Source organism: Streptomyces sp. NPDC008137 (genome assembly GCF_042957035.1).
Lineage (GTDB): Bacteria > Actinomycetota > Actinomycetes > Streptomycetales > Streptomycetaceae > Streptomyces.
In genome coordinates, this window is the sequence record NZ_JBIBHN010000018.1 from 71,582 (window position 1) to 92,538 (window position 20,957).

Consider the following 20,957-nt stretch of genomic DNA (forward strand, 5'->3'; position numbering starts at 1 on the left):
CGGGCGCGCATAGTGAAAGGACCCCTAAGTCCCGCGCTGCCGCAGCACCGATCCGGACCGGCCCTTCACGACCTCCAACTGTGCGTGGATCCGCCGTCGCAGGTCGGCCACATGGCTGACGATGCCGACGCTGCGGTCGCGTTCGCGCAGGGAGTCGAGGACGTCGAGGACCTCGTCGAGGGTCTGGTCGTCGAGGCTGCCGAAGCCCTCGTCGATGAAGAGGGTGTCCAGCCGCACGCCGCCCGCCTCGTCCGTGACGACGTCCGCGAGGCCGAGGGCGAGGGCGAGCGAGGCGAAGAACGTCTCGCCGCCCGACAGCGTCGCCGTGTCCCGTTCGCGGCCGGTCCACGCGTCGACGACATGCAGTCCGAGCCCGCTGCGCCCGCGCCCGGTGCGGTCGTCGGAGTGGACGAGGGTGTAGCGGCCGGACGACATGCGCCGCAGCCGTACGGTCGCGGCGGCGGCGACCTGTTCCAGCCGGGCCGCGAGGACGTACGACTCCAGGCGCATCCGGCGTTCGTTGTCCGCCGAGGTGCCGGCGGTGAGGCCTGCCATACGGGCGATCCGGTCGTACTCCTCGCGCAGCGGCGCCAATCGGCGTGCCGACGCGGTCGCCCGTGCGGACAGCCGGTCGAGTTCGGCGCAGCGCCGGGCGGCGGCGTCGTGTGCGGAGGCGGCGTCGCGGGTCCGCCGGTCCGCGGCGGAGGCGGCGCGTTCCGCGCTCTCCAGGTCGGCGGGCCGCTGCCGGGCGGCGGCCGCGGTGTCGGCCTCGGCGAGGACGGCCCGGGCGGCGGCCTCCTCGGTCTGCCAGGCGTCGAGCCGCCGTTGCAGTTCGCGGTGGACGGCGTCGTCGAGGAGCGCGTCGGCCGCGGCCTGCGGGGTCTCGAAGCCTGCGCGGAAGGCGGCGTCGGCGAGCCGGGCGTCGGCGTCCTTGAGCCGCTGGGCGCTGTCCTCGGCGGCGCGGGCCGTGTCGGCCGCTTCCGTGAGCAGCGCGGTCCGACGCTCCAGTTGCGCGGCTCGCGCGGCGACGCTGTCCAGGGCGCCCCTCGCCCGCTCCAGTTCCTCCTCCAGTCCGGCTCGTTCCCGGTCCAGCCGCTCCCGGTGTCCGACCCGGGCGGCGGTCCGCACGGCGGCCTCCTGCCGGGCGGCGACGCGCCGTTCCTGCTCCTGCCCGGCCTGCCGCAGCCGTTCCCGCGCGGAGTGCAGTTCGGCGGCGGCACGGCGGGCCTGCTCGTACTGGGCCTCCAACTCCTCTGCCGCATCGGAGAGTTGCCCGGTGGGTGTGTCACCGGCCTCGGCGGTGGCCGCCGCCAGCGCCTCCCGTACGTCGCCCAGCCGCCGTTCGTCCGCGGTGCGCTGTTCGTCTGCCCGCTGGTAGGCGGTCAGGGCGTCTTCCTCGGCCTCGCGGTCGACGTGCGCGGCGCCCTTGCGGGCGGGGGCGGGGTGCTCGGTGGCACCGCAGACGGCGCAGGGCTCGCCGTCGGCGAGGTGAGCGGCCAGTTCCGCGGCGATGCCGGTCAGGCGCTGTTCCTTGAGGTCGAGCCAGTGCTGCTTGGCCCGCAGCATCCGCTCCTGTGCGTCCCGGGCCCGGACGACGGCCTCGTCGGTGTCCTGGGTGAGCCTGTCGCGCCGCCGGGCCGCCTCGAGACGCTGCCGCGCGGACTCGCGCCGTACGGCGAGCTGTTCGGCGAGGGAGGCGGCCTGCTGCGCGGAGTCCACCCGGTTCTGGAGAGTGGCGCGGGTCTCCTCCCAGCCGTCGAGCCAGTCCTCCGCCTCCCGCAGGACGTCGGAGTCGGCACGCTCCTGGCGGTCCAGGCCGGCGCGTTCGTCGAGGAGTTCGGCCAGCCTTCGCTCGGCGCGGCGGGCCGAGTCCAGCCCGCCAAGTTCCTCGGCGGCCCGGCGCGCGGCCGTGGCGAGTCCGGCCGCGCCCGCGTCGGCGAAGCTCTCGGGCAGCAGGGCACGCGCGCGCGCCTCGGCGTCGGCGGCCCGCCGGTGTTCGGCGTCGGCGGACTCCCGCAGGTCCAGGGCGGGCGCGACCTTCTCGGCCTTGCGGGAGCGCTCCATGGTCGCCTGCGCCTCCCGGTAGGCCTCGGCGCCCTCCTCCAGCCGCGTCGTCCGTTCCTGAGCGTCCGCGAACCGCTGCTGCAGCCGGGCGAGTTCGCGTACGTCGTCCAGGGCGCGGCCGGCGGCGGCCCGCGCGGACTCGGCGGCGTAGAGCGTGCACTCGGCGACGGTGAGCTGTTCCCGGGCGGTGCCGCGGGCGACGGCGGCGGCACCCAGCACGGCCTCGGCCAGCCCGGGTTCGCCGGGATCAAGCTCCGGCAGCTCCATGGCGTCGCCCGCGGCCTGCTGCATGCGGTGGGCGTCGGCCAGCAGTTCGGCGTCCCCGTCCCGCACCCGGGCCTCGGTGGCCCGGCGGCGCTCGGCGAGGCGCTTCTCGACGTCGGCGAAGCGACGGGTGTCGAAGAGGCGGCCGAGCAGTTTGCCCCGGGCCTCGGCGTCGGCGCGCAGGAACCGGGCGAAGTCGCCCTGCGGCAGCAGCACGACCTGGCAGAACTGCTCCCGGCTCATGCCGAGCAGCTGGGTGACCTCCTCGCCGATCTCCTGGTGGGAGCGGCTGAGGTCCTTCCAGGCCGCGGCTGTCGCGTCGTACTCGCGGAGCCAGGTCTGGGCCTTGTCGAGTGTGGTGCCGGTACCGCGTTTCTTGGGGCGTTCCCAGGGCGGCTGGCGGGTGACCTCCAGCCGGCGTCCGGCGACGGTGAGTTCGAGGGCGACCTCGGTGCGGGTCGCGGGTGCGGCGTGGTCGCTGCGCAGGGTCGCGCCCTGGCCGCCGCCCTGCCGTGCGCCCGGCACCGAGCCGTACAGGGCGTAGCACACGGCGTCGAGGACGGACGTCTTTCCGGCGCCGGTCGGTCCGTGCAGCAGGAACAGCCCGGCCGTCGACAGCTGGTCGAAGTCGACGGTCTGGGTGCCGCCGAAGGGGCCGAAGGCGGTGACCGTGAGCCGGTGGAGCCTCACCGGGCCACCTCCCGTACGGTCTCGTCGGCGCGGACCGCGTCGAACGCGTCCCGCAGCACGCCCTGTTCGTGCGGGTCGGGTCCGGCGCCGCGCACATGGGCGACGAAGTCCTCCGCGATCTGCTGGTCGCTGCGGCCCGCGAGGCGCCGGGCGTACGACACGTCGGGGTCGTCCGCGGTGCGGTCGGGGTCGAAGACGAGGCTGAGCGTGTGCGGGAAGCGCTCGGTGAGCCGGGCCATCGGCTCGGCCGGGCGGACCGGGTCGGTGAGCGTGGCCTCGACCCAGGACTCTTCGTGCCGTGCCAGCTCCGGATCGGCGAGCAGGTCCTCCAGCGCGCCCCGGATCCGGGCCAGGGGGCGTGGCACGGGGCAGTCGAGGCGCTCGGCGCCGACCGCCCCGTCGGCGTCCAGGTCGACGAGCCACATGCTCTTGCGGTGCCGGGCCTCGGAGAACGAGTAGGGCAGCGGGGAACCGGAGTAGCGGACGCGCTCGGTGAGGGTCTGGCTGCCGTGCAGGTGCCCGAGGGCCACGTAGTCGACGCCGTCGAAGACACCGGCGGGTACGGCGGCGACACCGCCGACGGTGATGTCCCGCTCGCTGTCGCTGGGCTCTCCGCCGGTGACGAAGGCGTGCGCGAGGACGACGGAGCGGGTGCCGGGCGCACGGGCGGCGAGGTCGGCGCGCACGCGGTCCATGGCGGCGGCGAGCACGGCCTCGTGCCCGGCCTTCTCCACGCCGAACTCGTCCTTCACCAGGGCCGGTTCGAGATACGGCAGCCCGTAGAAGGCGACGTCGCCGTGGGCGTCGGCCAGCACCACCGGGGTCCCGGCGGCCGACGGCTCGGTCCGCAGATGGATTCCGGCCCGCCCGATCAGGCCCGCCCCGACCCCCAGACGGCGGGCCGAGTCATGGTTCCCGGAGATCATCACGGTCGGCACGCCGAGGTCGGCGAGCCGGTGCAGGGCGTCGTCGAACAGCTCGACCGCGGCGAGCGGCGGAACCGCCCGGTCGTAGACATCCCCGGACACGACCACCGCGTCCACGGAGCGCTCCCGCACGGTCCCGACGAGGTGGCCGATGAACGCGGCCTGGGCGTCGAGCATGTTCACCCGGTGGAACGACCGGCCGAGGTGCCAGTCGGAGGTGTGCAGCAGCCTCAAGACGCCGCTCCGACCCGCATGTCTCTCCCTGCCACCGCTCCACAGCCAGCGCGAACCGGTACGGCTCGCTGTCAGGCCCACCACGCTAACGCGTGCGGGCACCTGATCCACCACGAACCTCGGTCCGCCCCTGCCTTCGGCGGCGATTCAGCGGACATATCCACATCTGTGCCGTAGCGCCGTCATTCCGGCGCGATGTCGTACTCGCGCATCCACCTGTCGAGGTACAGGGCGGTCTCCAGGCCGTTGCGGCGCAGCTGTGTGTCGTAGTGGCCCTGGGGGAGCTCGAGCATGCGGGCGAGTTCGCCGGCGTCGACGATGTCGAAGGCGGGAGAGGAACGGTCGGCGAGCAGCGCCTGGGTCCGGGCCCGAAGGTCCTTCTCGTAGAGCTGGTCGGCGGTGGTCGGGTAGGGGCTCTTGCGTCGCTCCAGCACGGACCTGGGCACGATGTCGCGGGTGGCCCGCTTGAGGAGGCCCTTGGGGTCGCCGTCGGGTGTCTTGAGGTCCCAGGGCGCGTTGTGCACGTACTCGACGAGCCGGTGGTCGCAGAAGGGCACGCGGACCTCCAGACCGGCGGCCATGCTGAGCCGGTCCTTGCGGTCGAGCAGCGCGGGCAGCCAGCGGGTGAGGTGGAGGTGGCTGATCTCACGCATGCGGCGCTCCGACGGGGAGTCGCCGGGCAGGTGCTCGACCTCGGCGAGGGCCTCGTGGTAGCGGTCCGCGCGGTACTGCTCGAAGCGGGTGGCCGCCCGGAAGGCCGGGGAGAGCAGCCCGGGTGTGATCAGCTGCATACGGCTGAGCCAGGGGAACGCCGCCGCCTCGATGACGGCCGGGTCGTGGAACCACGCGTAGCCGCCGAAGACCTCGTCGGCCGACTCTCCGGACAGGGCGACGGTGGAGTGCTCGCGTATCCCCCGGAACAGCAGGTGCAGGGAGGTGTCCACATCGCCGAAGGTGTACGGCAGGTCATGGGCGCGCAGGACCGCGTCGCGGTTGGTGTCCCGGGTGAGTTCGCCGGCGGAGAGCTCGATGAGCCGGTGGTCGGTGCCGATGTGCCGTGCGGCTTCGAGGGCGTAGGGGGAGTCGCGCTCCGGCCGGAAGTCGCTGGCTCGGAAGTCGGCTTCGCTGCCGGTGAAGTCCACCGCGAAGGAACGCACGGGCGGTTCGCCGGCACGGGCCTGCACCCGGGCGGCCAGCGCGGTGAGCACGGTGGAGTCCAGTCCGCCGGAGAGCAGGGTGCACAGCGGTACGTCGGTGACCATCTGGCGGGACACGGTGTCCTCCAGCAGGGCCCGCACGGTGTCCGCCGTGGCGTCGGCGTCGTCCTCGTGCGGCTGCCGCCCCAGGCTCCAGTACCTCTCGGTCCGCAGCCCCTCGCGGTCGTGGACGGCGAAGCAGCCCGGGGGCACCTCCTGGATGTCCCGGTAGGGGGTGACGCCCGGCGACTTGATCAGGCCGAGGAGGTCGGCGAGTCCCTGACTGTCGAGTCGGGCGCGGAAGCGCGGGTGGGCGAGGACCGCCTTGGGTTCGGAGCCGAACAGCACACCGCCCCCGAGCCGTGCGACGTAGAGGGGCTTGATGCCGAGACGGTCGCGCACCAGGAGCAGACGTCGGTGCCGCTCGTCCCACAGCGCGAAGGCGAACATGCCGTTGAGGCGCCGGACGAAGTCCTGGCCCCACTGGAGGTAGGCATGCAGGACGACTTCAGTGTCCGAGCGGGTGCGGAAGGTGTGGCCGAACCCGCGGAGTTCCTCGCGGAGTTCACGGAAGTTGTACACCTCACCGCTGTAACTGAGCACCACCGCCGGCCTGTCCCCGGCTGGCCTGTCCGGATCGACGGGCGCCATCATGGGCTGCTTGCCGCCGTCCAGGTCGATGATCGCCAGCCGGCGGTGACCGAGGACCGCGTGCGGGCCGACGTGAACCCCGGCGGCGTCCGGTCCTCGACAGGCCATGGTCCGCACCATCCTTTCGACGCCGTCCACCTCCCCCGTGAGGTCGAGTCCTGCGTCGGCCCAGCCTGCGATTCCGCACATGAGAAAGCTCCAACCGGATTCGGATGAGGGTTGCGGACTGCCGAGTAAAACGGCGTGCGGCATGCGCTCCAACTGGGCGCGAAACCCGCTGTTCGGGTTCGATTAACCGCGACTTCAAAACGATGCCGGTTTCACATCGGCACTCATCGAGACTAGGCGGGAAAACCAACTCGGGCAACGTACCGAGCAGTAGGCGCATTGCCCCATCAGCGAGGTCGTCGATTTTCGGTCGGGGATGGCGAGTTGAGGCCCCCGGAGGCGGTTGCACGGCTCACCTTTAGTGCTATACGTTCGCTGTGGGTCGGGCTCCCGGCCCCTACGCCACGCCCTGAGCTGTGGCTTCCCGACCCTCGCAGGGCGACCCGTCGAGACCGACGTCACGGGCGCGTACAGCCCTTCCTTCTTCCCGGCTGTGCGCAGGCGACAAGCGATGAATTGAGCGAGGTTTGTGTGATCCTGCACACCGACGAACGCCAGACAATACTTCGTGAGGCACAGGCCGAGATTAGGGAGAATCAAGGCCGCATCCCGGCCGAGAACTTCTATACGGAAAAGCTCTCCGCAGCCTGGCAACGCGCGCGCGGAACAAAGGCTTACGGCGCAGGCGAGGACAGCGGCGATATCGGGGAGTTCTCCCTCGATCGATTCCGGAACCTGCCCGTGACGCCGCGTGAGTCACTCAAGGCGCGGCCCTTGGACTTCGCGGCCGTCTCGCCGACCGAGGCCTCGAAGTACTACGAGACCACCGGCACCACGGGGCAGCCGACGCCCACCCCGCGCCGGGCCGAGGACACCATCTGGAACACCGTCTCGGTGGCCGAGGCATGGCGCCCGCTGCTCGGCTCCGAGGAGCGCGTGGTGATCCTGCTGCCGTCCGACATCGTGCCGGTGGCGGATCTGGTCGCCGGGGTCTGCGAGTACCTCGACCACGCGCACATCCGGGCCTATCCGTTCGCCACCGGCATCACCGACTGGGACCGGCTGGAGTCGATGTGGCGGACCTACCGGCCCACCACGGTGTTCGTCGCCCCCGGCGTGGCCCTCCAGTTCACCCGGCTGCTGGCGCAGCGCGGGCAGTTGGACGAGCTCGGCTCCTCGGTCGAGCGGCTGATGCTGCTCGGAGAGGTCAACACCGAGCCCTTCCGCTCCCGGCTGGGCCGGTGGTGGAACGCCGATGTCCACGACGCCAGTTACGGCAGCACGGAGACCGGCACGCTGGCCGCCGCCTGCGCGCGGGGCCGCCAGCACCTGCTGCCGGCCGCCACCTACTTCGAGCTCGCCACGCCCGCGGGCGTCGTCCCGCTGCACGACCGGGGCGGGCACGAGCGGGGACGGCTCGTCGTCACCCCGCTCAACGCACACGCCAGGCCGCTGCTGCGGCTCGACACCGGCGACGAGGTGTCCGTGACGACGGACTGCCCGTGCGGCAGCGCGGCGCCCGGGATCACCGTCCACGGCCGCTCCAGCGACGGCCTGCGCGTACGCGGCACACCGCTGTCCGTCCGTGCCGTCGAGGAGGTCGTCTACGGCGTCACCGACGCCACCGGCTACCTGCTGGAGGTGGACAGCGAGGGCACCTACGCGCGGCTGCTCCTGGAGCGCGGCATCGGCGCCGGGCGGGACGGCGAGCCCGAGGAGTGCCGGCGCGTCCAGGCCCGGTCCGAGGAGTTGCTGGGGCTGCGCTGGGACGGAGTGGTCTTCGTCAACTCCCTGCCCGCCAACACCAAGAGCGGCGCCTCGCAGAAGAGCTGGAAGCGGTCCAACATCAGGGAAGTGGAGGTCGCGCGATGACCGCCACCGCGACGACGACCTCCCCCCGCGCGCCGCAGGGCCGGGGGGTGCCCGGGGGCGAACCCGACCTGTGGTGCACCTACGCGGCCGTGCGGACGCTGGGCTGGCTGGACCGCACGGACACGATCACCGACCCGGACGGCACGGCCGCCTACCTGACCGGCCGGCGCAACGCCGACGGCGGTTACGCCTGGAGCCGGGGCATGCTCTCCGACGCCTGGGCCACCTTCTACTGCACCCAGGCGCTGCGCGACATGGGCCGCCCGGTGCCCGGCACCGAGGCCACCGCCCGCTGGCTGGAGCGCACCTGGTCCGGCGACGCCTACGCGATGCTCCCGGGGCAGGCCCCGGACGTGTGGGCCACCCACTTCTCCGCCCGCACGGCCGTCGAACTGTGCGGCGGCCCGGTGCCCGACCGCGCCCGGCTGCTGGACTGGCTGAGCCGGCTCCAGTGCGCCGGGGGCGGGCTGAGCTGGTCTCCCGAGGACGCCCGGCGCGGCAAGGCCGACGTACGGGCCTGCTACTACGGGGTGATGGCCTGGCGGGCCGCCACGGACAACGGGGCCCGGGGAGCGCCGCCCTGGGACGAGGAGGCGCTCACCGCCTGGCTGCGCGCCCGCCAGGGCGACGAGGGCGGCTTCCGGTTCGCGCCCGCCGCCGAGGTGCCCTGCCTGTGGGCCACGTACCGGGCCGTGGGCGCGCTCGCGGCGCTCGGCCGGGCGCCGCGTGATCCCGACGGCTGCCAGGAGTGGGTCATGCGCCGCCGCGGTCCCTCCGGCGCCTTCGTCCGCTGGGAGGGGTACGACGTCGAGGACGTGTGGGCCTCCTTCTGCGCCGTGGGCACGCTCAAGGCGCTCGGCACGCCGCTCGCCCCCGTCGCCGACGCCGTCACCGCCCGCATCGCCGAACTGGGCGTCGCCGGGGGCGGCTACACCTACCGGGAGCCCCCGGCCGCGGCCGACGCCCTGTCCACGGCCGCCGCCGTTCTCTCGTCCGGCCCCGCGTCCCCGCGCCCGGACGAGGTGCGCTGGCTTGAGGGCTGCCAACTGCCCAACGAGGGCGGCGTGATGTACATGCCGGGCCGGGGCAGTGAGGTGCGCTGCACCCTGTGGGCCCTCGCGGCCGGAGCGTTCACCGAGGACCGGGCGGCCCGGCACCGGATCGCCGACTGGCTGGCCGATCTCCAGAACGCCGACGGCGGGTTCGGCTACTGGGAGGGGCGCGGATCCGACCTGGTGTCCACGGCCGCCGCGGTGGAGACGGCGGCGCTGCTCGGCGGACCGGACGGGCTCGGCCTCGACCTGACGGGCGTCCTCGCCTTCGTCGACTCCTGCCGTACCCACGACGGGGAGCCGTTCGCGCACGGCAACGTGCCGGGCGCCGACCCGGGCCTGCGCCCGGCCCTGCAGGCCCAGCGCGTCCGGCTGCTCCTCGGCCCCGGCCTCGCCCCGCCCGCCGAGGCCCGCGAGGCCGTCGGCGTCCTGCTCGCCCGCCATCGCGTCCGGGGCGGCGGCTACGCGGGCGAGGGCAACCGGGTCCCCGACCTGCTGTCCACCTACGAGGCGGTGCTGGCGGCCGACCGGGCCGGGATCGCCCTCGACACCGGGCACCTCCGCGCGTTCACCGACCGGGTGCGCGGCGCCGACGGCACCGCGTGGAGCCCATTGGCCCCCGGCGGCGGAGGGCCGCTCGCCGACTGTCTCGGCACCCTGCTGGCCCGGCGCCTGGCCGCGAACCCCGGCGCGCTGCCGGCCCTGGCCCTGTCCTGAACCGCCGAACGGGAGAACTCGTGCCCACGATCACCATCCGTACCCCCGAACTGCCCGTACCCCGCCGTCGCGCCGTCGCGCTGCGCCTCACCCGCTGGCTCACCGCCCAGGGCGTCCGGGCCGGTCACGTCGTCGTGCGTTTTGAACCCACCGAGGAGAGCACGGTCTTCTCCGGCGGCATGCCGGTCGAGGCCCTGCCGTACGACGGGGACGCCGACGCCCCCGGCCCGCGCCACGCGTCGGTGACGTGCTGTGTGGGCCCCGACCGTGACGACGCCTTCCGCGACGGGCTCGCCCGGTGCGTCACCGAGGCGCTCGGTACCGATGCCCGAACTCCTTTCTGCTACCTGGAGTTCCGGCCCACCTCGCCCTCCGATGTCTACCTCGGCGCCGGCGAGGGACTGCGCCGGGCCGACGGCACCGCCGTGGGGCCCGCGCCGGCCGCCGCGGTCTGACCCCACGGGCTCCCCAGTCTCACTACTCGATTTTCCCCATGCGCCACCAGCAAGGAGTACGACCATGACCACGGCCCTCCCCTCCCCCGAAGAGATCCACGACCGGACCCGGACCGTCCTGGCCACCCGCATCGGCGACGCCTTCACCGACGTTCCCTCCGACGCCGAACTCCAGTCGGCGCTCGGTGAGCGCTACGACAGCCTCACCGCCATGGAGTGCATCTCCGCCATCGAGAGCGAGTTCGGCATCGAGGTGGACTTCGTCGCCGACGACGTCCGGTTCTGGTTCTCCAGCGTGGAGCGGATGGTGCGCTTCACCCACGAGCGCCTGGAGGACACGGCGGCCCTCGGGCTCGGGAGCTGACCGTGCCGGACATCGCCTTCGCCACCTCCGGCAGCACCGGCCCGCCCGTGACCTGGCTGCGCACGGAGGCCCAGTTACAGGCCGAGGCGGCACTGGTGCACGACGTCGTGCTGGGTTCCGCCCGGTTCGGCCGCATCGTGTCGTACGCGCCTCCCGGCCACCTCTACGGCAGGCTCTACGGGCACGAACTGCCCCGGCTCGAGGACGTCCCGGTGACCGGGCTGTGGGACGAGCCTCTCACCGTGCCCCCGCTCGACGACGGCGTTCCCACCCTGCTGGTCTGTCTGCCCTCCACCTGGCAGCTGCTCGCCCGGCACACGGCGGCCCTGGCACGGCACGGCCGGGTGACGGCCCTGCACAGCACCGGCCCGGCCACACCGGCGGCCCACCAGGTCGCCGAACGCCTTTCGGACACCGGCTTCCGGGCGCACGAGCTGCTCGGCTCCACCGAGACCGGGGCCGTCGCCCACCGCCCCGTCGCCGGCGAACACACGGGAGGCCTGCCCTGGCGCCTGCTGCCCGACGTGGAGGTGCTGCCCGGCGGGATCGCGGACGGCGACGGAAGGGTCCAGCGCCTGAGGGTCGCCGGTCCCCGGCTGGCCCGCCGTACAGGCGCCGAAACGCCCCCGGACGACTGGGAGTTGCCCGATCTCGTCGCGCCGGTGACGCCGCGCACCTTCCACCATGTGGGGCGGGCGTCCCGGCTGGTCAAGGTGAACGGGGTGCGCTGCGACCTGACCCGCGTGGAGGAGTTGGCGCGGGACCGCTGCCCCGGCCTGGACCTCGTCTGCGCGCCCGTCAGCGACCCGGTCCGGGGAGAGCACTACGAGGTGTTCTACGCCGGACCCGGACCGGTCGACCCGGCGGCCCTGCGCCGGCGGCTGGGCCGGCTTCCCTCGGGGCTGCCCGCCCCACGGGCCGTGCATCGCGTGCCCCGTATCCCCCGCAGCGCCACCGGCAAGGTCCTCACCGCCGAGCTCACCGCCACCGCACGCCCCGCCCAGGAGGCCGAGCATGTCTGACGCCCCCACACCGCAGGACGCCATCACCGCCTACGCCCACCGGGCGCACTGGAACTCACCCCCCGAGGCGCCGCGGCCCGGCACGCCGATGGCGCTCCCGCTGCCGGAGCGGGTGACGGCCCGCTCCCGGGGCACGCTGACCGCCGAGGAGTGGCGCACCGCGGAGGCCGACTGGTCCGACCGGGCCGATGCCCGCTACCGGGCGACCGTCCAGCGCGCCCCGCTCGGCACGGACGCGGCACCCGTGCGCGTGGGGGTCAAGGACACCGTGGACGTGGCCGGCTTCCCCACCCGGCTGGGCCTGCGCGGCCACCGGCACCACGCCCGGGTCTCGACCCCCGCGATCGCCGCCCTGCCGCCCGGACTCGCGGCCGTGACCGCCAAGGTCGTCACCACCGAACTCAACATCGGGGTGGGGTCGGAGTGCGTCAACCCCTGCGTTCCGCACATCGACCCGGGCGGTTCCAGCACCGGTACCGCCGTGTCGGTGGCCGCCGGCATCTGCGACCTCGGTCTCGGCACGGACGTGCTGGGCTCGGTGCGCTGGCCCGCCGGGCAGTGCGCGACGGTGGGACTGCGGATGACGCAGCGCGCCTCCCTGCTGGAGGGGGTCTTCCCGCTCTCCCCTCCCATGGACGCGCTCGGCTGGGTCACCCGCAGCGCGGCGGACCTGGCGTACCTGTGGCCACTCCTCGGACTCGACCGGCTCGGCGCCCAGCGCCCGGCCGGCGAGGGCCCGTACCGGATCGGTGTCGTCGCGAACGCCGAAGGGCCCGAGGGCACCTGCGGGCCCGTCATGCGCGGGGCGCTGGAGACGGCCTGCGGACAGCTGGAGGCGAGCGGTCAGCGGCTCGGTCCGGTGCGGGTCGACGACCTGTGGGCGCTGCGCGGACCCGCCTGGGAGCTGTGCGCGCGGCAGGCCTGGGACGCCTACCAGGTGTGGCGGCCCTGGGTGCCCGCCGACCTGCACGAGACCACCCGGGGCGCGCTGGAGGTGGGCGCGAAGGTCCAGGACGACCGCTACGCCTGGATCCTGGAGCGCCTGGCGCACACCCGCGCCACGGTCGAGGCCGGCTTCGACACCGCGGGCGTCGACGCCTGGCTGCTGCCGCTGGACCCGGCCGCCCCGCCGGACCTGGCCGCCGCGGACGCCCGAGTGTCGACCATCCCGGCCCCTCAGGACCCCGACTACGACCTGCGGGTGGCCTACACGCCACTGGCCAGCTTCGCCGGACTGCCCGCGCTCACCCTGCCGGTCGCCCGGGACGAGCGCGGCGCCCCGCTGTGCGTCCAGCTCATCGCCCGCCGCGACCACGAACCGCTGCTGATCCGGCTGGCCGCGCTGCTGGAGGAGGCGGTCGGCCCGCTCGGCTTCCGGCCGAGCTGAGGCGGCGGGCCCGCACATCCGCCCCACCAGGACGACGGAAGGCAGTCATGTCCCTCCCCCGCCCATCCGACGCCGAACGGTCGCCCGACACCTTCGTGCGCGACCTGCTGGACCGCACCACCGCCCCGCTGGAGGCGACAGCCGCCGAACAGGCCCGTATGGCGGCGGCCCACCGCACCCTGGCCGGCCTCGACGGGTCCCGGCACGTCTACGGAGTCACCCACGGTTTTGGACCGCTGGTGGACCATCCCGCCGACCCGGACCCGGCCCGCCAGGGAACGGACCTCATCTCCCACCTCGCCACCGGGCAGGGGGACCCGCTGCCGCCCGAGGTGACCCGCACCATGGTCTGGCTGCGGCTGCGCGGCATGGCCCTGGGGCACTCCGCCGTCGCGCCGGAGACATGGCGGCGCCTCGCCGGCCTGGTGAACGCGGGGTTCGTCCCCGTGGTGCCGAGCGAGGGCAGCCTGAGCGCGAGCGGCGACCTGGTGCCGCTGGCCCACGCCGCGCTGGCGTTCGCCGCGGACGGCGCCGGCCAGGCATGGTGCCGGGGCCCCGGGGGCGAGTGGCGGCGCGAGGAGGCGCCTGCCGCGCTGGCCGCCCTGGGCCTGCCGCCCGTCGTGTGGGAGGCCCGGTCCGCGCTCGCCTTCGTCAACGGCAGCAGTGCCTGCCTGGCCCGCGCCCTGCACACCCACCGGGAGATCGGCGCGCTCACCCGGGCCGCCGCGGTGGTCAGCGGCCGTACGGCGGCATTGCTCGGCGCCTCGGGCGAACCCTACGAGGACGCCCTGCAGCGGGTGCGCAACCAGCCCGGGCAGCGCACGGCCGCCGCGTGGATCCGGGCCGAACGCATCGCCTCGGGCGCCGGGACCGGCACGGCCCCCGGCCCGGACCGGCCGCTTCAGGAGCGCTATTCACTGCGGTGCGCCCCACAGGTCCTGGGCGCCGTCCTGGACCAACTGGACCTCCAGGGCTCGGTCCTGGCCGACGAGGCCGAGGGGTGCAGCGACAACCCCGTGCTCGTCGACGGCACCCTGCTGCACGGCGGCAACTTCCACGCCGCGCCCGTGGCGTTCGTCTCCGAGACGCACGCCGGCTGTGTCCACCAGGTGGCCTATCTGCTGGAGCGGCAGCTGGCCCTGGTGCTGGACCCGGCCGCCAACGGCGGTCTGCCGCCGCTGCTGACGCCACGGCCCGGCGCCGGGAGCGGCTTCGCCGGAGTGCAGATCGCCGCGAGTTCCCATCTGAGCCGGCTGCGCCAGCTGGGCCATCCGGCGTCCTTCACGGCCGTACCGACCAATCTGCACAACCAGGACCAGGTCCCGCTCGCCCTCAACAGCGCCAATGCGCTGGCCCAGATGACCGAACGGGCCTGGTGGATCCTCGGCTCGCTGCTCCTCGCCGTCAACCAGCTCGCCCATCTGACGGGGCACCAGGAGCGGGATGAGGGGCGGCTGTGGCGGGAGCTGCGGGCTGAGTTTCCGCCCCTGGACCGGGACCGTCCGCTCGCGCGGGAGATCGCCCGGGCGGCCGGTCGGGCCCGGGACCGTTTCCTGCCGCTCGCCGTCACCGACCCCGACGCCACCGCCGCGGAGGCCCCTCGCACCGCGGCGGTGTGACGCCCACTTCCATGGAGGAACCATGACCGCCACGCGCCTGCTGTTGCCGGCCCGTGCCCTTCAGCAGCCCGAATGGGCCTCGCTCGACGAACTCAAGGACGTCCTGCTCTCCCTGGAGGCCAAGCCTCCGCTGGTGGACGCCACCGCCTGTGCCGACCTCACCGCCGAACTCGGTCGGGCCGCCCGCGGCGAGGCCTTCGTGCTGCAGGCCGGAGAGTGCGCCGAGCGGTTCTCCGACGCCGACCCCGAGACCGTCCTCGCCAAGACGGACGAACTGCACAGGCTGGCCGACGAGTTCACCGACGCCACTGGTCTGCCCGCCGTCCGGATGGGGCGGATCGCCGGGCAGTACGCCAAGCCGCGCTCCAGCCCGACCGAGACCCTGCCCGACGGCACCGTGCTGCCCGTCTACCGCGGAGACGCCGTCAACGCCCCCGAGCCCAGCCAGGCGGCGCGCACCGCGCTCCCGTCCCGGCTGCTGCTGGCCCACCGCAACGCCGGCACCACCCTGAGCACCCTGCTCGAACGGGACATGGGCCTGGCCGGGCGGACGGCGTCGCAGCGCACCTACGCGGGCCACGAGGCGCTGCTGCTGGAGTACGAGCAGGCCCTGGTGCGCCCCGACGGGGCCGGGGGGCGCTACGGCTCCTCGGGCCACTTCCTGTGGGTCGGCGACCGGACGCGTCAGCCCGACCACCAGCACGTGCAGTTCGCGGCATCGATCAGCAACCCGGTCGGCGTCAAGATCGGCCCCAAGGCCTCGCTGGAGGACGTCCGCACGTTGGTGCGGATGCTCGGCGATCCGCGCCGCCCCGGCAGGCTCTCCCTGATCGTGCGCATGGGCCGGGACCACATCGTCCCGAAGCTGACCTCCCTGCTGGGGGCGCTCGGCGACGAGGCCGCCGGCGTGGCCTGGATCTGCGACCCGATGCACGGCAACACCCGGGTCAACGGCGCCGGGCAGAAGAGCCGCGTGGTCGGAGACGTCGTGGCGGAGATCGAGGGCTTCGTGTCGGCGCTGCACGCGCACGGCCTGCGTCCGGCCGGTCTGATGCTGGAGACGGCCCACGGCCCTGTCACCGAGTGCGTCGACACGGCGGCGGAGCTGGCCTCGGCCACTCCCCTGCCCCGCTACGAGTCGGCCTGCGATCCGAGGCTGAGTCCGCACCAGGCCGGCGAGGTGGTGACCCGTACGGCGGCACTGCTGTGAGGCGGCGCGCCACCGCGCCCGCCCGCGCGCCGCCGGGGCTTCTCGGCGGCACCCGAATCCGAGAGAAGAACCAGACCCAAGAAGGGGAACAGCACATGGAGTTCCGCCGGCTCGGCCACAGCGGCCTCGTGATCAGCGAGATCGCCTACGGCAACTGGATCACCCACGGTGCCCAGATCGACGAGGAGGCCGCGCACGCCTGTGTGCGCGCCGCGCTCGACGCGGGCATCACCACGTTCGACACGGCCGACGTGTATTCCGAGACCCGCGCCGAGACCGTGCTCGGCAAGGCGCTCGCCGGTCAGCGGCGTGAGGGCCTCGTACTCGCCACCAAGGTGTGCCACCCGGTGGGCCCGGGGCCCAACGACCGCGGTCTGTCCCGCAAGCACGTTGTCGAGGGCTGCGAGGGGTCGCTGCGCCGGCTCGGCACCGACTATGTGGACCTCTACTACGCGCACCGCTACGACCCGGCCGTTCCGCTCGAGGAGACCATGCTCGCGTTCGCGGACCTGGTCCGCTCCGGCAAGGTCCTCTACATCGGGGTGAGCGAGTGGACCGCCGAGCAGATCAGCCGCGCCGCCGGCCTCGCCAGGGAACTGCGCGTCCCTCTGGTGGCCAGCCAGCCGCAGTACTCCATGCTGTGGCGGGTCATCGAGTCACAGGTCGTGCCCGCGTGCGAGCGGGAGGGACTCGGCCAGGTCGTCTGGTCGCCGCTGGCCCAGGGCATCCTGAGCGGCAAGTACCTGCCCGGCGCCGCGGCACCCGCGGGTTCCCGGGCCGACGCCGAGGCCGGCAAGGGCTTCGTCGACATGCTGGTCGGTCACTGGATGAACGACGAGGGGGCGCTGCGGGCCGTCCAGGAGCTGGGGCCGGTCGCCTCCGACCTCGGGCTGACGATGAGCCAGCTCGCCGTCGCCTGGGTCCTGAACAACCCCTCCGTCTCGGCGGCCATCATCGGCGCGAGCCGTCCCGAGCAGGTCAAGGAGAACGCCGCGGCTTCCGGTGTGCGCCTGGAGCAGGCTGTGCTGGACCGTATCGACGAGATCCTCGCGGCGTACATCGTGCGGGACCCGGCGAGGACGGGCTGACCACTGCCGCGGGGCCGCCCGGGCGGCCGGGCGGCGAACGGGCGACGCGGACGGGGGCCGACAGCACGGGAGAGAGGAGCGTGAACGGCGTGGACGACACGGGCGGTCCGGGCGGCGCACAGGGGGTTGGCCGTCCCGGGGCCTCCGGAAGGGCGGTGATCGTGACCGGCGGCAGCCGGGGGCTCGGGCGAGAGACCACGCTCCGGCTCGCCGCGCAGGGGTGCGATCTCGCCGTGTGCGGCCGCGACGCCGCCTCGCTGAAGGATGTGGCCGAGGAGGTGCGCGCCCGGCACGGGCGCACCCTCCACACGGAGCATCTTGACGTGCTCGACGAGTCCGCCCTCACGGCGTTCGTACGGGAGTCGGCCGCCCGGCTCGGCCGGGTGGACGGCCTCGTGACCGTCGCGGGCGGCGCGCGCGGCGCGGACCTCCGCGAAACGGCGGCGTCCGACTGGGACCTGACGTGCCGGCTGAACGTCACCCATCCGGCGATCGCCTTGCGCGAGGCGGCCGACCAGCTGGCCGGGACCGGGGGCAGTGCCGTGCTGGTCTCCTCCGTCTCCGGCTGGAAGCCCGCCCCGCCCGCGCAGTACGCGGCGGCCAAGGCCGCGCAGATCCACATGGCCGCCTCCCTCGCCCGTGAGCTGGGGCCGCGAGGGGTCCGGGTCAACTGCGTGTCGCCCGGCTCGATGCTGATCGAGGGCAAGGGCTGGGCCAGGCTCCGGGACGAGGACCCACGGGCCTATCGCGCGTTCGAGAAGGAGTTCCCCGGTGGCCGTCTGGTCGATCCGCGGGATGTCGCCGAGGTGATCGCCTTCCTGCTGTCGGACGGGGCTCGGGCCGTCAACGGCGCGAACATCCCGGTGGACGGCGGCCAGAACGCGCCGAGCGCCTACGGCTACTGAGCCGGTCCCGGCCGGGAACAGGGCGATGTTCCCGGCCGGGACGCCCTGGCTCAGCCGTCGAGGCCCTCGTGCCCCACATGGGAGACCCCCCGCACATCCAGTTCGTCCTGCACGTCGTCGAGCAGCTCGCGCAGCAGCTCGGCGAGTGCTTCGCGCCGCTGCGGGCCCAGGCGTTCCAGGAGCTGTGCCTCGCGGGCGAGTACCCGGTCCACGGTGCGCTCGACCAGTTCGTGTCCGGCCGGGGTCAGTTCGACCAGGACCGCGCGGCTGCGGCCGGGGGCGGGGCGGCGGGTGACCAGTTCGTCGCGTTCGGCGCGGGCGACCCGCTGTGAGATGGCCCCCGCGGTGACCAGGGAGTGCGCGGCGAGGTCCCGGGTGCTCAGGGTGTAGGGCGGACCGCTGCGGCGCAACACGCTGAGCAGATCCAGGGTGGCCGGGTCGACCCCTGCCTCGGCGAGCACCTTCCGGCGGTCGTCGCCGAAGTGCTTGGCGAGCTGCCAGATCCTCGTGACCACGCCGATGGAGCCCACCGGAGTCTGGGGCCGCTCGCGGCTCCAGGCGGCCGCGATGGCGTCCGCCGGGTCGTCTCCCGCCGGCCGGCGATCGCTTTCCTCTGATGCCCTCATGAGCTCACCCTCCACACTGACCTGCTACATTTAGATCTGAATTTAGCACTAAACATGCGCGCTGCGGCGCACCGTCGAAAACCGAGTGGTGATATGCGCACAGAGACACGGAAAGCGAGTCCGAAGGCCGGAGCCGCCACCGCGACCGGCCCTCCCCGGGCCACCGCGCGGGACTGGGCGGGACTCACGGTGGTCCTGCTCGCGATGTTCATGAGCCAGATCGACATGTTCATCGTGAACGTCGCGGCTCCGGGGATCCAGGCGGACCTGAACGCCGGGTTCGGCCAACTCCAGTTCGTCATCGACGGTTACGTGATCGCCTACGCAGCGGGCATGGTAACCGGCGGCAGGCTCGGCGACCGGATCGGCCGCAAGCGCACCTTCCAGTACGGGGTGGCCGCCTTCACCCTGACCTCCCTGCTGTGCGCGCTCGCGCCCAGCCCGGCCACGCTGATCGCGGCCCGGGTCCTGCAGGGTCTGTCGGCCGCCGTGATGACACCGCAGGTGCTCTCCCTCATCCGGGCCGTCTTCGTGCACGAGCGCGACCGGGCCCGGGCCGTCGGGGCCTACGGTGCCTCCATCGGCGCGGGCGTCATCGCCGGCCTCGTCGGCGGCGGCCTGCTGCTCGACCTCGACGTGGCCGGTCTGGGCTGGCGCATGATCTTCTTGATCAACGTGCCGATCGGCGCGGCGATCCTGTGCGCGGCCGTACCCGCCGTCACCGAGAGCCGCAGCGCCGACCTGCCGCGACTGGACATCGCGGGCGCCGTCTTCACCGCCGTGCTGCTGCCGCTCGTGCTCATCCCGCTGATCCTCGGCGGTGAGCACGGCTGGCCTTGGTGGACGTACGGCTGCTTCGCGCTCAGCGCGGCCGGTGCCGTGGCCTTCCTTCGCTGGGAGCGCCGGACGGAGGACCGGGGCAACGACCCGCTGCTGCCGAGCCGGCTGCTGCGGGCCAAGGGCTTCCCGCTGAGCATGGGCACCGTGCTGCTGTTCTTCTCCGGCAACGCCGGCCTGTTCCTGGTCCTCACCTACCACCTCCAGTCGGGCCTCCGGCTGACGCCGCTGGCCGCGAGCATGGTCTTCGTGCCGCTCGGCCTCGGCTTCATCGCCGCCTCGACGGCCTGCCGCAGGCTCGCCGCCCGGTTCGGCATCGGGGTGTCGGTGGCGGGAGGCCTCGTCATGGCGGTCTCGCTCGCGGCCGTGCCCGCCGCCACCGGCCTGGACGGCACCAGCCAGGCGATCGGGCTCGCCGCGGTGATGGGGGTCTCCGGATTCGGGCAGGGCCTGGTCGTCGCACCCCTGGTGGACACCGTCCTCTCCCGGGTCCACCCGGACGACGCCGGCGCCGGATCGGGTGTGCTGAACACCGTGACCCAGGCGGGCATGGCCCTCGGTGTAGCGGTCATCGGGGCCCTGTACCGCGGCTTCCTGGGTTCCAATCCACAAGCGCCGGGTCCGGACACCGGCATCGCCGACTTCGCGGAGGCCTTCGACCTCACCGCGTACGTCCTCGCGGCACTCGCGGTGGGCACCGCGCTGCTCGCCGTGCGGCTGGGCCGCGTCCCCGCCGGCGCACAAGCCGCGGCGGGGACGGATGCCGAGGGCGTCCGGGTCCGGGACGACCGCCCAGCCGTGCTTCCGGACGAGCCCGAGGGCGCTGACGGGCGGGGCGGCGACAGCGACGCGGGCCGCGTCCGCCGCACGGACCGGTAGCCCACCCGCGGCAGGCGGCCCGGCGTTCACCGCACCGTCCCTCGCCGGTCCGGCCGAGGCGGCGGAGCGCGTCCCCGGGCGCGACGGCCCGGCGGTGCTCCGCGGGCCGTCGCGCCGGCCGCCGGGCCGGCGGCCGGCCGCGCGTCAGGCGTCGCCGTACGCCTCCCCGCCCGGTTCGAACCCGGCGGTCCCGGCGGTCGTGTCGGCGAGCCAGGTCCGGAAGGCGTCCACCTCGGCGTCCGGGAGGGCGAGTTCGATCGTGACCGCCTCGCCGTAACGCACGTCCCGCACCTCGCGGCCGGTGGTGCGCAGGTCGTTCTCCACTTTGCCCGCCCGCTGGTGGTCGACGGTGACGGTGGCCAGGCGGAACCTGCGGCGGGTGCGGGTGCCGAGGGTGTCCAGGGCCTCGCCGACCGCTCCGCCGTAGGCCCGGATGAGGCCGCCGGCGCCGAGCTTGACCCCGCCGAAGTAGCGGGTGACGACGGCGACGACGTACCGCATGTCGCGGCGCAGCAGCATCTGGAGCATGGGGACGCCGGCGGTGCCGCCGGGTTCGCCGTCGTCGCTCGCCTTCTGGACCGAGGCGTCGGCGCCGATGACGTAGGCCCAGCAGTTGTGGTTGGCGCCGGTGTGCTCCTTGCGGACCGCGGCGATGAAGTCCTGGGCCTCCTGCTCGGTGGCGGCCGGGGCGAGGGCGCACAGGAAGCGGGAGCGGTTGACCTCGGTCTCGTGCACGCCCGCGCGGGCGACCGTGCGGTATTCGTCCTGCATCCGGCCAGCCTATGCGGGCG

At 74.0% G+C, this 20,957-nt stretch carries 16 protein-coding genes; 11 read left to right on the forward strand and 5 right to left on the reverse strand.

Annotated elements, in window-relative coordinates; all coding sequences use genetic code 11:
- Positions 1-24: 24 nt before the first annotated feature.
- The 3 genes from ACFZBT_RS25710 to asnB form a co-directional block, all read right to left on the reverse strand.
- On the reverse strand, positions 25-3,018 hold the full coding sequence (locus ACFZBT_RS25710; RefSeq protein ID WP_391107634.1) for an AAA family ATPase: 2,994 nt from the start codon (positions 3,016-3,018) through the stop codon (positions 25-27).
- Positions 3,015-4,178, reverse strand: coding sequence for an exonuclease SbcCD subunit D C-terminal domain-containing protein (locus ACFZBT_RS25715; RefSeq protein WP_391107636.1), 1,164 nt, complete (start codon positions 4,176-4,178; stop codon positions 3,015-3,017). The genes ACFZBT_RS25710 and ACFZBT_RS25715 overlap by 4 nt, the downstream gene beginning before the upstream one ends.
- A gap of 182 nt (positions 4,179-4,360) precedes the next feature.
- Positions 4,361-6,214 (reverse strand): asparagine synthase (glutamine-hydrolyzing), encoded by a 1,854-nt coding sequence (gene asnB / locus ACFZBT_RS25720; protein WP_391107639.1) that lies wholly within the window; start codon positions 6,212-6,214, stop codon positions 4,361-4,363.
- Positions 6,215-6,907: 693 nt separating this feature from the next.
- On the opposite strand from asnB, the gene ACFZBT_RS25725 reads away from it, so the two are divergent.
- From ACFZBT_RS25725 to ACFZBT_RS25770, 10 genes are all read left to right on the forward strand, one after another.
- Complete coding sequence (locus ACFZBT_RS25725; protein ID WP_391107642.1) at positions 6,908-8,005, forward strand: phenylacetate--CoA ligase family protein; 1,098 nt, start codon at positions 6,908-6,910, stop codon at positions 8,003-8,005.
- Positions 8,002-9,774 (forward strand): prenyltransferase/squalene oxidase repeat-containing protein, encoded by a 1,773-nt coding sequence (locus tag ACFZBT_RS25730; protein ID WP_391107645.1) that lies wholly within the window; start codon positions 8,002-8,004, stop codon positions 9,772-9,774. The genes ACFZBT_RS25725 and ACFZBT_RS25730 overlap by 4 nt, the downstream gene beginning before the upstream one ends.
- A 20-nt stretch (positions 9,775-9,794) precedes the next feature.
- Positions 9,795-10,229, forward strand: a complete 435-nt coding sequence (locus ACFZBT_RS25735) for a hypothetical protein (RefSeq protein WP_391107647.1) — start codon at positions 9,795-9,797, stop codon at positions 10,227-10,229.
- A gap of 64 nt (positions 10,230-10,293) precedes the next feature.
- Positions 10,294-10,593: an acyl carrier protein gene (locus tag ACFZBT_RS25740; protein ID WP_391107650.1), complete on the forward strand. Its 300-nt coding sequence runs from the start codon at positions 10,294-10,296 to the stop codon at positions 10,591-10,593.
- A 2-nt stretch (positions 10,594-10,595) separates the two neighbouring features.
- On the forward strand, positions 10,596-11,615 hold the full coding sequence (locus tag ACFZBT_RS25745; protein WP_391107653.1) for an acyl-CoA synthetase: 1,020 nt from the start codon (positions 10,596-10,598) through the stop codon (positions 11,613-11,615).
- Entirely contained in the window at positions 11,608-13,002 is a 1,395-nt protein-coding gene (locus ACFZBT_RS25750) for an amidase family protein (RefSeq protein ID WP_391107656.1), read from the forward strand. The genes ACFZBT_RS25745 and ACFZBT_RS25750 overlap by 8 nt, the downstream gene beginning before the upstream one ends.
- A 47-nt stretch (positions 13,003-13,049) precedes the next feature.
- Positions 13,050-14,621 (forward strand): aromatic amino acid lyase, encoded by a 1,572-nt coding sequence (locus ACFZBT_RS25755; protein WP_391107659.1) that lies wholly within the window; start codon positions 13,050-13,052, stop codon positions 14,619-14,621.
- Between the two features lie 22 nt (positions 14,622-14,643).
- Positions 14,644-15,831: a 3-deoxy-7-phosphoheptulonate synthase gene (locus tag ACFZBT_RS25760; RefSeq protein ID WP_391107662.1), complete on the forward strand. Its 1,188-nt coding sequence runs from the start codon at positions 14,644-14,646 to the stop codon at positions 15,829-15,831.
- A 95-nt stretch (positions 15,832-15,926) separates the two neighbouring features.
- A complete protein-coding gene (locus ACFZBT_RS25765) occupies positions 15,927-16,919 on the forward strand; it encodes an aldo/keto reductase (protein ID WP_391107665.1) in 993 nt (330 codons plus the stop codon).
- A gap of 161 nt (positions 16,920-17,080) precedes the next feature.
- A complete protein-coding gene (locus ACFZBT_RS25770) occupies positions 17,081-17,824 on the forward strand; it encodes an SDR family oxidoreductase (RefSeq protein ID WP_391107668.1) in 744 nt (247 codons plus the stop codon).
- Positions 17,825-17,874: 50 nt separating this feature from the next.
- Here ACFZBT_RS25770 and ACFZBT_RS25775 read toward each other — a convergent pair whose 3' ends face one another.
- Positions 17,875-18,450, reverse strand: a complete 576-nt coding sequence (locus tag ACFZBT_RS25775) for a MarR family transcriptional regulator (protein WP_391107671.1) — start codon at positions 18,448-18,450, stop codon at positions 17,875-17,877.
- A 93-nt stretch (positions 18,451-18,543) separates the two neighbouring features.
- Between ACFZBT_RS25775 and ACFZBT_RS25780 the strand changes: the two genes are divergently transcribed.
- On the forward strand, positions 18,544-20,166 hold the full coding sequence (locus tag ACFZBT_RS25780; protein ID WP_391107674.1) for an MFS transporter: 1,623 nt from the start codon (positions 18,544-18,546) through the stop codon (positions 20,164-20,166).
- Between the two features lie 144 nt (positions 20,167-20,310).
- Here ACFZBT_RS25780 and ACFZBT_RS25785 read toward each other — a convergent pair whose 3' ends face one another.
- On the reverse strand, positions 20,311-20,937 hold the full coding sequence (locus ACFZBT_RS25785) for a YigZ family protein (RefSeq protein ID WP_391107677.1): 627 nt from the start codon (positions 20,935-20,937) through the stop codon (positions 20,311-20,313).
- Positions 20,938-20,957 lie beyond the last annotated feature (20 nt).

Coding starts and splice junctions, on each gene's coding strand:
- asnB (WP_391107639.1), bottom strand. CDS start 6,214: ATGTGCGGAATCGCAGGCTGGGCCGACGCAGGACTCGACCTCACGGGG.
- ACFZBT_RS25755 (WP_391107659.1), top strand. CDS start 13,050: ATGTCCCTCCCCCGCCCATCCGACGCCGAACGGTCGCCCGACACCTTC.
- ACFZBT_RS25760 (WP_391107662.1), top strand. CDS start 14,644: ATGACCGCCACGCGCCTGCTGTTGCCGGCCCGTGCCCTTCAGCAGCCC.
- ACFZBT_RS25780 (WP_391107674.1), top strand. CDS start 18,544: ATGCGCACAGAGACACGGAAAGCGAGTCCGAAGGCCGGAGCCGCCACC.
- ACFZBT_RS25765 (WP_391107665.1), top strand. CDS start 15,927: ATGGAGTTCCGCCGGCTCGGCCACAGCGGCCTCGTGATCAGCGAGATC.
- ACFZBT_RS25785 (WP_391107677.1), bottom strand. CDS start 20,937: ATGCAGGACGAATACCGCACGGTCGCCCGCGCGGGCGTGCACGAGACC.
- ACFZBT_RS25740 (WP_391107650.1), top strand. CDS start 10,294: ATGACCACGGCCCTCCCCTCCCCCGAAGAGATCCACGACCGGACCCGG.
- ACFZBT_RS25750 (WP_391107656.1), top strand. CDS start 11,608: ATGTCTGACGCCCCCACACCGCAGGACGCCATCACCGCCTACGCCCAC.
- ACFZBT_RS25730 (WP_391107645.1), top strand. CDS start 8,002: ATGACCGCCACCGCGACGACGACCTCCCCCCGCGCGCCGCAGGGCCGG.
- ACFZBT_RS25775 (WP_391107671.1), bottom strand. CDS start 18,450: ATGAGGGCATCAGAGGAAAGCGATCGCCGGCCGGCGGGAGACGACCCG.